This window comes from Pantoea sp. AN62, from assembly GCF_050432985.1.
GTDB lineage: Bacteria > Pseudomonadota > Gammaproteobacteria > Enterobacterales > Enterobacteriaceae > Pantoea > Pantoea brenneri.
The window spans coordinates 224113-237099 of sequence record NZ_JBNPYB010000004.1 but is presented as its reverse complement, the minus strand read 5'-3'; the positions used below and the strand labels follow the sequence as shown (position 1 = coordinate 237099).

Genomic DNA, 12987 nt, shown 5'->3' with positions numbered 1-12987 from the left:
GTGCGGAATATGAAGTGAGCCACCTGCAGTGGCTGATGGCGCTGCCGCGAATTCGCCAGCATGAAAACCACCAGCCGGGGCTTCACGGCGGGCATTATCGGCGAAATGTTACGCGCCTTTCTATCGGCAAAAGGTAAGGGTTTCGTTAAGAACAATGATGATGTTGACGGCACGCGCAGGCGGGAAAATACGGACGACGCGCGCGGCCTGACGCAGGCAAAAAAAAACCCACGCATCTGCGTGGGTTGGTGCAATAACAGGGTAATCACTGCCGAAGCGGTGTTGTTTTCACACCCATCAATACCTCTGGGACCTCTATCCTCGCACTGTTTCGTGCCGCAGCAACAGAGGGAAAACGCAACCGAATTCGGGGAAATGCAACGAGGTGTGAATATCTCCCTCGCCGCACTTACACTCTGATTTTTCTAAGATTTATCTTAGTTGTTCGCTGCGGTAGCGCTGTAAATGGCATCCGGCGCGATGTTCATGTGCTTCAGTACCGGCCCCATGATGTTGCCGAATACCGGCGCCGCTACCGAGCCACCAAAGTGATCGCCAGCGGTCGGATGGTTAATCATCACCACCAGCGCCACTTCCGGATGACTGGCAGGCGCGATACCGGCGGTATAGTTGACGTAGCCGCCATCATATTTGCCGCTGTTGCCCATCTTCTCAGCGGTACCGGTTTTGGTCGCCAGACGATAGCCCGGCACCGCAGCTTTCACCCCGGTCCCGCCCGGCAACACGTCGCTCTCCAGCATGTGTACCACCTCTTTCACCGTTTCCGGATTCGCTACCTGCTTGCCCAGCACCGGCGGGGTGACCCGGGTAATCGACAGCGGACGGTAGACGCCGTAAGAGCCGAGGGTGGCGTATTCACGTGCAATCTGCAGCGGCGTGACGCGCAGGCCGTAACCAAAGGAGAAGGTCGCCCGTTCGATGTCCGCCCAGCGGGTGCGGTGCAGCGGGAAGTAACCGACGCTCTCGCCGGTTAAGCCCAGGCCGGTCGGTTTACCGAGGCCAAACGCATGATAGGTATTCACCAGCGCTTCAGCCGGCATGGCCAGCGCAATGTGCGACACGCCGATGTCACTCGACTTCTGCAGGATGCCGGTCATGGTCAGGCGCGGCCAGTGGCCAACGTCGCGGATCAGGTGGCCGTTGACCCGGTACGGCGTGGTATCAATCACCGAGTCCGGCCGCACCAGATGACGCTCCAGCCCTTCCATCACCACCAGCGGCTTCACCGTCGAACCGGGTTCGTAACTGTCGTTAATCGCCGCGTTTCGCATCTGGGCGGGCGTGGCGCCATCGTAGTTATTGGGGTTGAACGACGGATAGGAGGCCATCGCCAGAATCTCGCCGGTGTCGATTTTCACCAGCACCGCCGCACCGGAGTCCGCCTTGTTGATCAGCACGCCGTCGCGCAGTTTGCTGTACAGGGTGTATTGATCGTATTTGTCGATGCTGAGCTGCACCGTCGGCGGCTGCGTCGGCGGCTGATAGTTGATCATCGCGATGATATTGCCGGCAGCGTCCTGGCGATAAACCTCTTTACCCGGCTCGCCCTGCAACACCTTGTCAAAGCCCTTCTCCAGCCCGTTCAGGCCGACATTATCGGCACCGACGATGCCAATCAGCGGCGCAGACGCTTCACTCATCGGATAGAAACGGCTGTCGTCGTAGACCTCACTGATGCCTTTCAGCTTCAGCTCTTTAATATCTTTGGCGATACCCAGTTCGATTTTACGCCCCAGATAGAGGAAGCGGCGTTTTGGATTGGCGGTGATCTGCGCCGCCAGTAACTCCGGCCGGGTATTCAGGGCGGCAGCCAGATAGGCCCATTTAGCACTGGTGAAGTCGGGGTTGCTCTCCAGCACACGTAACGGATCGGCGATCACGTCGCGTGACGGTACGCTGAGCGCCAGTGCTTCGCCGTTGCGATCCAGCAATGTGCCACGGCTGGTTGGCAGCGTGACGGTGCGCAGCGAGCGCTGATCGGCTTCGTGCTCCAGCATCGGCTGGTTGAGAAATTGCAGGTCCGCGACGCGCGCCAGCAATACCACCATGCAGGCCAGCACACCAAGGCAGATAAGACGGAAGCGAAAAGGGTTAAACGGGGCTTTAATCTGGTCTTTTCCCAGTAGTTTTTTAATCCGGGGCATGGCAATCCGCTGCGCTAAAGAGATAAAAGAGGGCTTAATTGAGCAGTTATAAAGAAAGCGCTGACCGGTTAACAGGAAAACTGTGTATCAGTTCGTTATCGGCCGCTAAATGCCGGGCAAAAAAAACCTGCGCATCTGCGCAGGTTGGTGTAATCAAGAAAATCTATTGATGTTCACCCATCAATACCTCTGGGACCCTGACTGTAGCAAGCGGGCTCGCTCGGCTGCCATCGCTCAAACGCAACAGTTACCGGCAAAGTGTAACCAGCCATGAGATCCTTACGCTATTTTGCAATCCGGATGTTTTTTGATTTCTACCAGACAACTCATGGCGTTAGGTCCCTGGGTCAGTGACGAAGTGCCGATATCGAGCGTCAGGACGTTGGGATTACCGGCGCGATCGTAGGGCTGCCATGCCTGACCGAAACCGGGATCAAACCAGGCACCGGTGGCGATAATCACCACGCCCTGGGTCAGCCCTTCGGTCAGCCGGACGCCGGCCAGCATCACGCCGCGCGCATTGCTCACCTCGATTTCGTCACCGTCCACGATGCCACGCGCCGCCGCATCCAGCGGATGCATATACAGCGTTTCGTGACCGGCGGTTTTATTGCCTTGTACGGTGCCGGTGCCATCCAGCTGGCTGTGCAGCCGGTCAGCAGGCTGGATCGAGATCATATGCAGCGGATAGTCGCGGCTGATCGGCGCACCCAGCCACTCCTGCGGCTCGCGCCACTCCGGATGGCCGGCAAAATCGTCAAGCTGGTAGTCGGCAATCGTCTGGCTGAACAGCTCGATTTTGCCGCTGGCGGTGTTGATCGGATTGGCCTGCGGATCGGCGCGGAAAGCATCCATAAACACGTAAGGTTTGCCGCCCTCGGGGATCTCAACAAAGCCGCGCTGCCAGAACGCCTCAAACTCAGGGAAGCGGATGCCTTTGCGCTGGTGCGCCACGGCACACTGCTGATAGAGATGCGCAATCCACTGCATCTCGTTGCGTCCTTCGGTAAAGGTGTCGCGGTAGCCAAGACGCTCCGCCAGATCGGCAAAGATATCGAAATCGTTGCGCGCCTGATGTTGCGGTTTGATCGCCTGATGCATCGCCAGCACAAAGCGGTCGCGTGACGATCCGCCAATGTCGTTGCGCTCCAGCGTCGTGGTGGCGGGCAGCACGATATCGGCCATCTGCGCCGCCGGGGTCCAGACAATGTCCTGCACCACTACGGTGTCAGGCCGCTGCCAGCCCGCCACCAGCCGGTTGAGCTGCTGATGGTGATGGAACGGATTCCCGCCCGCCCAGTGCACCATATGGATGTCAGGATAGTGCAGCGTCTCGCCCTGGAAGGTGTAAGGCTGGCCGGGATTGAGCAGCATATCGCTGATACGCGCCACCGGAATCGACAGGCCGGACGGGTTGGGTCCGGTACTCATCATCGGTGCCGGGCCGTCCTGGCGCGGATTGCCGACGCTGTTCATCGACCCGTGACCGAAGGAGAAGCCCGCGCCCGGCAGCCCTGGCTGACCAAGCATCGATGACAGGGCGATCATCATCCAGTACGGCTGCTCACCGCGATGGGCGCGCTGAACCGAATAGGAACAGGTGACAAAGCTGCGTTTACCGATCAGCTGCTGCGCCAGTTGCACGATGCGATCGGCCGGGATGCCGGTGATACGGCTGGCCCAGCCGGCGGTTTTCGCCACGCCATCCGCTTCGCCCAGCAGGTAGGCGCGCAGTTGCGGCCAGCCGGTGCAGTGGCTGGCGAGAAACGCCTCGTCCACCGCGCCGCGCTGGGTAATCTCTTAACCCAGCGCCAGCATCAGCGCCACGTCGGTATTCGGGCGAATCGGGATCCACTCGGCGTTGAGGAAGGCCGGACAGTCATCGCGCATCGGGCTGATATTAATCACCGGCGTGCCTTTGGCCGCCAGTTGCTGCAGCGCCGGTTTCAGGCTGTGCTGCCCGGCTCCGCCCGACGCGACCTGGGCGTTCTTCAGCGCCAGTCCGCCAAAGGCGACAAAAATCTCTGCATGTTCCACCACTTCCGGCCAGTCAGTAACGCGACCGGTCAGCGGCATATAGGTGCCAATGACATAAGGCAGGAAAAATTGTGCCGCGCCCCAGCTGTAGTTGCCCTGCTGGTCGACGCCGCCACCGCCCTGAAAATAGAAGCGGCGGATCAGGGTGCGGGCATGGTTAACCCGTCCGGCTGATGACCAGCCGTATGAGCCATTGAAAATGCCCGATGCGCCGTAGCGCTCGCGGATACGGCGGTTTTCATCCGCCACCAGGTCGAGCGCGGTGTCCCAGTCGACCGCCACAAAATCTTCCCGGCCCCGCAGCGTGCGATCGCTGTTTTCACGTGACTTCAGCCACGAGCGACGCACCATCGGCTGGCGGATACGCTTATCGGAGTAGACCAGTTCAGGAAGGGTGTGGATCATCGGGGACGGATCGGCATCGGCGAAAAAAGGCTCGCAGCCAATCAGGCGATCGTTTTCAGTGACGGCGGTGAAGGCGCCCCAGTGCGCCAGGTGTGGCACTTTGGTTTTCATCGTTGTTTTTCACGGCAGAGATTTGGGGATAATCAGCATAGCATGGCGTGCCACTTCAGCAGAAGGCGTGCCGGACGGCCCGATTTCGCCCTCTTTTGCGACGACGCTGGCATTCTGCTGGCTTGATGTGGCGGCCCTTTTCCGTAACACTGATGCGATGTGTAAACGTTTTCCCCGGAAGCAGGTAAACGCATGGCTACCATAAAGGATGTTGCCCGACTGGCTGGCGTTTCTGTCGCCACAGTCTCCCGTGTAATCAATAATTCTCCCAAGGCCAGCGACAGCTCGCGCCAGGCCGTCGGCCAGGCAATGGAGCAACTTCAGTATCATCCAAACGCCAATGCACGCGCGCTGGCGCAGCAGTCGACCGAAACCCTCGGGCTGATTGTCGGTGATGTGTCGGACCCGTTTTTTGGCGCGATGGTCAAAGCGGTCGATGAAGTTGCAGGAAAAACCGGCAACTTTTTGCTGATTGGTAACGGTTACCACAATGAGCAAAAAGAGCGGCAGGCGATTGAACAACTGATGCGCCACCGTTGCGCAGCGCTGGTGGTGCACGCCAAGAAAATCCCGGATGCAGAACTGGAACTGTTAATGAAACAGGTGCCAGGTATGGTGCTGCTTAACCGGCTGATCAAAGGCTTCGAAAAGCGCTGTATTGCGCTCGACGATCGCTACGGCGCCTGGCTGGCGACCCGCCATCTGATCCAGCTGGGTCACCAGAATATCGCCTTTATCTGCTCGACCCACACCATTTCCGATGCCGAAGATCGCCTGCAGGGTTACTACGATGCGCTGAAAGAGCACGGCCTGCCGTGCAGCGATCGGCTGGTGACCTGGGGTGAACCGGATGAGGTGGGCGGCGAAACGGCGATGACCGAACTGCTGGGACGCGGTAAAAATTTCACTGCGGTCGCCTGCTACAACGACTCAATGGCCGCCGGCGCGCTGGCGGTGCTGAGCGATAATGGCGTCCGCGTGCCAGAGGAGATGTCGCTGATCGGTTTCGACGATGTGCTGGTATCACGCTACGTGCGTCCGCGCCTTACCACCGTGCGCTATCCCATCGTCACCATGGCGCAGCAGGCCGCCGAACTGGCGCTGGCGCTGGCCAATGACCAGCCACTGCCGGAAGTAACCCACATGTTCAGCCCGACGCTGGTGCGCCGCCATTCGGTCAGCGGTCCGGCATCATAATGGGTCGCGGCCGGTTCAGGCCGCGCCCGTCTACTTAAAGGCGCGCAGCAGCGTTTCCAGCGGCCTGACCAGCGCAATCACCGTCTCATCCTGCACCTCTGCCGCCGCGTCCAGCGTGGCGTGCATCTGTGCCACTTCGCTGGCCCCAAAGGCCTGGTTGCGGGCCCAGGCATTCACCAGCGAAATCCCCATCCGACTCAACGCGTCCACCTGTTGCGCACTGTGGGCCAGCGGCTTCAGCAGGTAGTTAGCATTAAGCAGTGGCATCACCTGGGCGGTATTAGCCTGCCAGCGCTGGAGCTGACGCTGAATCGCCGCTGCCGCCGTTGGATCGGTGCGATTGGCGATCAGCGCGCTAACCTGATGTTCCAGCTGACGCACCGCCTCACTCTCGGCGGGCAACACATCCGCCAGCCGGTTTAACGGCTCATGGTAATCATAATGGCCGGCCTGAAACTTCAAATGCTGGCGGGTATAGTACTGCGCCGGTTCCAGCACCTCGGCCAGCACCTGCAGCGGCGCGATATCACTGCGGTTGGCCAGCCGCATCATCTGACGTTCCGCCTGGGCGTGTTGCTGAGTGCCGACAGAGACGCTGCTCCAGCGATCCATCGCCGCCAGCCGCTGATACATCTCATCGCTATCGGTAACATCCTGAGCGGACCACAAAGGCGCGCGGCCACAGTTTGGTATCGATAATCTGGCTGTTGATATTCTCGGCCCACAGCGCCGCCTCACCGCCCAGCAGGTTTTGCTGCATCTGCTGCGGTGTCGGCAGCGTGGGCGCAATCCCGGCCGGTGCCTGCGCCAGCTTTTTGCCGCTGACCGGATACCGCACGTTCCCCACCAGCACATAGCCGCTGAGCGCCTGCGTATGCGGTTGCAGCGTCACCACCGGCTGCAACGGCCCCATCCAGCTGTCGACCTGAAAACGCACCTGTTGCGTCGATAGCCAGTCGATCTGGCTGACCATCCGCCGCGCTTTGCCGGCAAAGTCGATAAAGCCACGCCAGCCCTGCTGCCCCTCAATCAGGGTAAAACTGCCCTGCACCGGACTGCCTTTCAGTCGCGGCAGAGTGAATGCCCAGCTTTGCGCCTGCTCGCCCGGCTGCAGCTTATCCTGGCCGTTGAGTCCCTGCGGATAGATTTCGTTGCGGTAGTGATAGCTGGCGGGCTGCGGCTGATCGAGATAGAAGCCGGTGGAAAGGATGCCGCGCATGTTCTCTTTGGCGACCTCGCTCAACGCATCCTGGCCCTGCCACGACTGGATCAGAATGCTGCGCGGCAGATCGGGATGGGCGATCTCATCCCAGCCGACCATCTGACGCTGGTGCTTCTCAAGGATCTTCTCAACCCGCTGGTTGAACCAGGCCTGCAGAGCATGGGCATCTTTCAGCCCGCGATCGCGCATAAATTGCTGGATGTGCGGAGACTGGTTCCACTGGGTCGGATCGACCTCATCGCCGCCAATATGCAGCCACGGATCGGGAAAGATCGCCGCCATTTCGCCCACCAGGGTGTCGATCACCTGATAGACCTGCTCATTGCTGGGATCGAGCAGCGGTTTAAACACCCCCCAGCCACGCTCCATCTGATAGGGACCCGGCGCGCTGATCAGTTCCGGCATCGCCACCGCCAGCGCCGAGGCGTGGCCCGGCAGATCCAGCTCCGGCACCACCCGCACGCCGCGATCGGCGGCATACTGCACCAGTTCACGCATCTGTTGCTGGCTGTAATAGCGGCCATCGCTGGCTTTCTGCTGGAGCTGGGGATAGTGGCTGGAAGCAAAGCGCCAGCCCTGATCGTCGGTCAGATGCCAGTGAAAGACGTTCATCCGGGCGGCAGCGATGCCATCGATTTGCCGCCTGAGGGTTTCAATCGGCATAAAGTGACGAGCACTGTCGATTAATATTCCACGCCAGGGGAATCGCGGCTGATCATCAATGGTCACGTAAGGAAGGGTGGTGCCCCGATCGCCGTTCTGAATCAGCTGCAACAGGGTTTCCATGCCGCGCATCGCGCCGAACCGGCTGGGGGCGCTGAGCAGTACGCCGCTGCCATCAATTTGCAGGTGATAACGTTCATCACTGTCGGGCTGCGGCAGCGGATCGACCGCTTTATCAATCACGATACGGATGGTTGGCTGTGCCACCGGCTGGCGGGCGGGCAACAGCGGCCAGCCGGTCTGATTAGCGATGCGTTCCAGCCAGCGCGCCTCGGCCCCCGCCAGATGATCGCCGGTAATCTGCAGTGTCAGCTGCGGCGTCAGGCTCAGCGTCCCGCCGCTGGCTGGCTGTTCAACCCGCTGCGGCCAGGGCATTAAGGGAAGCTTTTCAGCCAGCGCGGGTGAGGCCAGCGCCACACTCATAACGCAACTTATCGCACCATAACCAGCAATCAGAGAACGGCGTAACCACATTGGCGGGCATCCTTGTAGAGTCAATGACTTATCACGGGTAAACCCTGATTAAAGTTGTTTCGCGCAGTTAAGCAAGTTAATCCATTAAGAAATTTGAACTGAAGGCGAAATAGTTAACATCCGACGCTTTTTTCTGCCCGCTTCGCCCTTCCTTGTTTCAGGTCAAAATTCGGTGGAATAATTCGCAACAATCACTACATGTAGGGATTATAATCCTGCGAATACCCATATGTAGTCTCTGGAGGGATAATGGCGACGGTAGTGATTAAGCGTGATGGATGCCGGACAGGCTTTGATGCACAACGTATTCAGCAAGCTGTGGCCGCTGCCGCGCGCGCGGCAGAGGTGGACGATGCGGCCTGGTGCGCGCAGGTGGCGCAGCGTGTCAGTACGCTGCTGGCCGACCGTCAGGAAGTCGACATTCGCGAGATCCAGTGTGCGGTTGAAGAGACGCTGATGGCCGGCCCCTATCCGCAGCTGGCCCGGACCTATATCGAATATCGCCACGATCGTGACGTCGCACGCGATCGCCAGAGCCAGTTGCATCACGCCATTCGCGGGCTGGTCGATCAGACCAATGCTGCTCTGCTGAACGAAAATGCCAATAAAGACAGCAAAGTGATCCCGACCCAGCGCGATCTGCTGGCCGGGATCGTGGCGAAGCACTATGCACAGCAGCAGATCCTGCCGCGTGATGTGGTGCTGGCCCACGAGCGCGGCGAGATCCACTATCACGATCTCGACTATTCGCCCTTCTTCCCGATGTTTAACTGCATGCTGATCGATCTGAAAGGGATGCTGACCAACGGCTTTAAAATGGGCAATGCCGAGATTGAGCCACCAAAATCGATCGCCACCGCGACCGCCGTTACTGCGCAGATCATCGCTCAGGTCGCCAGCCATATCTACGGTGGCACCACCATTAACCGGATTGATGAGGTGCTCGCCCCGTTTGTTGAACTGAGCTACCGCCGGCATCACGCCATCGCCGTGGAGTGGCAGATCGCTGAGGCGGAGCAATACGCGCAGCAGCGCACCGAAAAAGAGTGTTACGACGCCTTCCAGTCGCTGGAATACGAGGTCAATACCCTGCATACCGCCAACGGTCAGACGCCGTTTGTCACCTTTGGCTTTGGGCTGGGCACGGACTGGGCGGCCCGGCTGATCCAGCAGTCGATTCTGCGTAACCGGCTGGCCGGTCTGGGCAAGAACCGCAAAACCGCGGTGTTCCCTAAACTGGTGTTCAGCATTCGTGAAGGGGTCAACCGGCGCGCAGGCGACATTAACTACGACATCAAGCAGCTGGCACTGGAATGCGCCAGTAAGCGCATGTATCCCGATATTCTCAATTACGATCAGGTAGTAAAGGTCACCGGTTCATTCAAGACGCCAATGGGCTGCCGCAGCTTCCTCGGCGTGTATGAAGAGGATGGCGAGCAAATCCATGAAGGCCGCAACAATATCGGGGTAATCAGCCTCAATCTGCCGCGTATCGCCCTGGAGGCGGCGGGTGACGAGACGCGCTTCTGGTCACTGCTGGATCAACGTCTGCTGCTGGCGAAACGGGCATTAATGACCCGCGTGGCGCGCCTGGAGAAAACCAAAGCGCGGGTGGCACCGATCCTTTATATGGAAGGGGCCTGTGGCGTTCGCCTGAACGCCGATGATGAAATCGGACCGATTTTCCGCAACGGCCGCGCCTCACTGTCGCTGGGTTATATCGGCCTGCATGAAACCCTGAACGCGCTAAGCGGCGGCCAGCATCATCCGTATGATGATGCGGCTCTGCGCGCCAAAGGGGTGGAGATTATCGCCCATCTGCGCGCCGCGACCGATCGCTGGAAAGACGAGACCGGTTACGGCTTCAGCCTCTACAGCACCCCAAGTGAAAATCTGTGCGATCGCTTCTGCCGGCTTGATGCAGCGGAATTTGGCGTGGTGCCCGGCGTCACCGACAAAGGCTACTACACCAACAGCTTCCATCTCGACGTCGAGAAGAAGGTGAATCCGTACGACAAAATTGACTTTGAAGCGCCCTATCCGCCGCTGGCGAATGGCGGTTTCATCTGTTACGGCGAATACCCCAACATCCAGCACAACCTGAAGGCGCTGGAAGATGTCTGGGATTACAGTTATGACCGCGTGCCCTATTACGGCACCAACACCCCGATTGACGAGTGCTACGACTGCGGGTTCAACGGCGAGTTTACCTGCACCAGCCGCGGCTTTACCTGTCCGCAGTGCGGCAACCACGATCCGGCCCGCGTCTCGGTCACCCGCCGGGTCTGCGGCTATCTTGGCAGCCCGGACGCGCGGCCTTTCAACGCCGGTAAACAGCAGGAAGTGCAGCGTCGGGTGAAACATCTCGAGGGCCCGCTGGGATGATGCGTATCCATCGCTATTACGATGTGGATATTGTGAACGGGCCGGGCACGCGCTGTACCCTGTTTGTCGCAGGCTGCGAACATCAGTGTCGCGGCTGCTACAACCAGAGTACCTGGCGGCTCGATTCGGGCGTTCCCTTTACCCTGGCGATGGAAGAGCAACTGCTGGCAGATTTGCAGGATACCCGCATCCCGCGTCAGGGACTGTCACTGAGCGGCGGCGATCCGCTGCATCCGCATAACGTGCCGCACATTCGCCGGCTGGTGAAACGGGTGCGGCAGGCGTGCCCCGATAAAGATATCTGGCTGTGGACCGGTTACCGGATGCAGGAGCTGAATGGTGCCCAGCGCGAGGTGCTGGACTATCTCGACGTGCTGATTGATGGCCGCTTTGTCGAGGCCGAGAAAGATCTCCGGCTGCTGTGGCGTGGCAGCCGCAATCAGCGTATCTGGCAGCTACGCTGAGTGACGTGGAATATCTCCTGACTCGATGATAGTCACGCTGTCGCCGCCCGGCGTAAAGGCCTGCTGATGCAGACAGCGCGCCACGTCACGCGCGGTGACTGAACGCCAGTTGCCCGGCAGCAGGCCAAACAGCGGCGCCATCAGACTCTCTCCTCGGCGCGTCTGCGCCCGATCGCCCAGCAGTAACGAGGGCCGCACCAGCGTCAGCCGCGGCCAGCCCTGATGCCGCAGTGCATTTTCCATCTCACCCTTGACCCGATTGTAAAAAAACGGCGAGTGACGACTGGCACCGTGCGCACTGATCGCCAGCATCTGCTTCGCCCCTAAACGTAGTCCGCTCAGGCCACTGTCGACCACCAGCGTATAATCGACGTGGATAAAGGCCTGCTTGCTGCCCGCCTGCTTGCGGGTAGTGCCCAGACAGCAGAACACCGTATCCAGCGAGGTTTGTAATGGCCCGAGCACGTCGGTGAGATCCGCTTCAACCGGATTAACCACCTTGCGCATCGCGGGTAACGCCCGCCGGGTCGGCGCAATAATTTCATCAACCCGCGGGTCCTCAATCAGTAAGCGCAGCAGATGCGATCCGACTAATCCGGTGGCCCCAGTCAGTAATACGCGATTCATTTCAGATTCGTCCTTATTTCACTGCTCACAGGTTAAAAGATAGCTGATCTACGCGGCCTGGCTTGCGTTCTGACATGGAGCGTCCAGGCTTAATACATTAATCAGGAAAGCGCATCCCGCGCTCCACCGTTTAAGGAGGAAAAGATGAGCAAGAAAGTTGCGGTTTTGATTACCGATGAATTTGAAGACTCAGAATTTACCTCACCGGCCGAAAGTTACAAAGGCGCTGGCTTTGAGGTAATCACCATCGAGAAGCAAGCGGGTAACGTGGTCAAAGGGAAACAAGGCGAAGCGGAAGTGACCATCGATCGCAGCATCGATGATGTCAGCCCGGCCGAATTTGATGCGTTGCTGCTGCCCGGCGGTCATTCACCGGATGCCCTGCGCGGCGACGATCGCTTTGTCGCGTTTACCAAAGAATTCGTCGCCAGCGGCAAACCTATCTTTGCGATTTGCCATGGCCCACAGCTGCTGATCAGTGCCAATGGCGTACGTGGCCGCAAGATGACCAGCGTGAAGGCGATTGCCATTGACCTGGTAAACGCGGGTGCTGACTTCCACGATAAAGAAGTGGTGGTTGACGACGATAAGCTGGTCACCAGCCGGACGCCTGACGATCTGCCGGCGTTTAATCGCGAATCTCTGCGGATCCTCGAAGCGATTTAACCCGCTGCGCCCCTTTCCTGCCGGAGAGGGGCCGCTAATCCTGCCTTACCTCTTGCCGTACCCAGGCAATTTTCTTGCCGAAGCCCAGCGCATTATCGGTCATCTTCACTTCATCCAGCTGAATCTCCCACAGCGGTGCGGACACCTTACGCGCAATCGGAAATCGCTTGTGGTAGGCGCTGCGCGCCACGTGCTCTGCCTCGTCGCTTAGCCGCACGATATGGCCGCGATACTGCACGCCTTTGATCAGCAACACGCTTCTGGGCTGGCCGTTCACCGTGCCCGCCACCTGCGGATTTTTCATCACCAGCAGGCCGTGACGGGTATCCGGCTCCGTCATGATCCAGAACGCCATGCGTGCTTCGTCGAAGACGTAATAACAGTTGGCGCACCACAGCTCATCATCGGCGGTGCAGCAGAGGGAAAGGACGTGTTGTTTTCTGAGGTAGCGAACCAGATGGGCATGGTCGGACAAGGTGATCTCCTGACGGCGCACCGGATAGCGACAGGC

Annotated in this window: 8 protein-coding genes and 2 pseudogenes; 5 read left to right on the top strand and 5 right to left on the bottom strand. The window is 59.3% G+C overall.

Annotated features, from left to right (window positions below):
- The first annotated feature begins 60 nt into the window (after positions 1–60).
- A complete protein-coding gene (locus FHW04_RS06955) occupies positions 61–420 on the top strand; it encodes a hypothetical protein (protein WP_069728803.1) in 360 nt (119 codons plus the stop codon).
- A gap of 17 nt (positions 421–437) precedes the next feature.
- On the opposite strand, the gene FHW04_RS06950 is transcribed toward FHW04_RS06955, so the two are convergent.
- Together FHW04_RS06950 and FHW04_RS06945 are read right to left on the bottom strand one after the other, a co-directional pair.
- On the bottom strand, positions 438–2165 hold the full coding sequence (locus FHW04_RS06950; RefSeq protein ID WP_031375393.1) for a penicillin-binding transpeptidase domain-containing protein: 1728 nt from the start codon (positions 2163–2165) through the stop codon (positions 438–440).
- A gap of 279 nt (positions 2166–2444) precedes the next feature.
- Positions 2445–4718: pseudogene (locus tag FHW04_RS06945) on the bottom strand (molybdopterin guanine dinucleotide-containing S/N-oxide reductase).
- Between the two features lie 192 nt (positions 4719–4910).
- Between FHW04_RS06945 and galR the strand changes: the two are divergent.
- Positions 4911–5915 carry an HTH-type transcriptional regulator GalR gene (gene galR, locus FHW04_RS06940; RefSeq protein ID WP_069728801.1) on the top strand — a complete coding sequence of 335 codons (1005 nt, stop codon included), beginning with the start codon at positions 4911–4913 and terminating at the stop codon, positions 5913–5915.
- A 30-nt stretch (positions 5916–5945) separates the two neighbouring features.
- On the opposite strand, the pseudogene FHW04_RS06935 reads toward galR, so the two are convergent.
- Positions 5946–8334, bottom strand: a pseudogene (locus tag FHW04_RS06935) (beta-N-acetylhexosaminidase).
- A 249-nt stretch (positions 8335–8583) separates the two neighbouring features.
- On the opposite strand from FHW04_RS06935, the gene nrdD reads away from it, so the two are divergent.
- Together nrdD and nrdG are read left to right on the top strand one after the other, a co-directional pair.
- Entirely contained in the window at positions 8584–10719 is a 2136-nt protein-coding gene (nrdD, locus tag FHW04_RS06930; RefSeq protein ID WP_031375394.1) for an anaerobic ribonucleoside-triphosphate reductase, read from the top strand.
- Positions 10716–11183, top strand: a complete 468-nt coding sequence (nrdG, locus tag FHW04_RS06925) for an anaerobic ribonucleoside-triphosphate reductase-activating protein (RefSeq protein ID WP_046289161.1) — start codon at positions 10716–10718, stop codon at positions 11181–11183. The genes nrdD and nrdG overlap by 4 nt, the downstream gene beginning before the upstream one ends.
- On the opposite strand, the gene FHW04_RS06920 is transcribed toward nrdG, so the two are convergent.
- Positions 11175–11810 carry an NAD-dependent epimerase/dehydratase family protein gene (locus tag FHW04_RS06920; RefSeq protein ID WP_089561311.1) on the bottom strand — a complete coding sequence of 212 codons (636 nt, stop codon included), beginning with the start codon at positions 11808–11810 and terminating at the stop codon, positions 11175–11177. The genes nrdG and FHW04_RS06920 overlap by 9 nt on opposite strands.
- Before the next feature lie 144 nt (positions 11811–11954).
- Between FHW04_RS06920 and FHW04_RS06915 the strand changes: the two genes are divergently transcribed.
- Positions 11955–12476: a type 1 glutamine amidotransferase domain-containing protein gene (locus FHW04_RS06915; RefSeq protein ID WP_031375397.1), complete on the top strand. Its 522-nt coding sequence runs from the start codon at positions 11955–11957 to the stop codon at positions 12474–12476.
- A gap of 34 nt (positions 12477–12510) precedes the next feature.
- Here FHW04_RS06915 and FHW04_RS06910 read toward each other — a convergent pair whose 3' ends face one another.
- Positions 12511–12951 carry a YhbP family protein gene (locus FHW04_RS06910; protein WP_031375398.1) on the bottom strand — a complete coding sequence of 147 codons (441 nt, stop codon included), beginning with the start codon at positions 12949–12951 and terminating at the stop codon, positions 12511–12513.
- Between the last annotated feature and the right edge of the window lie 36 nt (positions 12952–12987).

Coding starts and splice junctions, on each gene's coding strand:
- FHW04_RS06950 (WP_031375393.1), bottom strand. CDS start 2,165: ATGCCCCGGATTAAAAAACTACTGGGAAAAGACCAGATTAAAGCCCCG.
- nrdG (WP_046289161.1), top strand. CDS start 10,716: ATGATGCGTATCCATCGCTATTACGATGTGGATATTGTGAACGGGCCG.
- FHW04_RS06915 (WP_031375397.1), top strand. CDS start 11,955: ATGAGCAAGAAAGTTGCGGTTTTGATTACCGATGAATTTGAAGACTCA.
- FHW04_RS06955 (WP_069728803.1), top strand. CDS start 61: ATGAAAACCACCAGCCGGGGCTTCACGGCGGGCATTATCGGCGAAATG.
- nrdD (WP_031375394.1), top strand. CDS start 8,584: ATGGCGACGGTAGTGATTAAGCGTGATGGATGCCGGACAGGCTTTGAT.
- FHW04_RS06920 (WP_089561311.1), bottom strand. CDS start 11,810: ATGAATCGCGTATTACTGACTGGGGCCACCGGATTAGTCGGATCGCAT.
- galR (WP_069728801.1), top strand. CDS start 4,911: ATGGCTACCATAAAGGATGTTGCCCGACTGGCTGGCGTTTCTGTCGCC.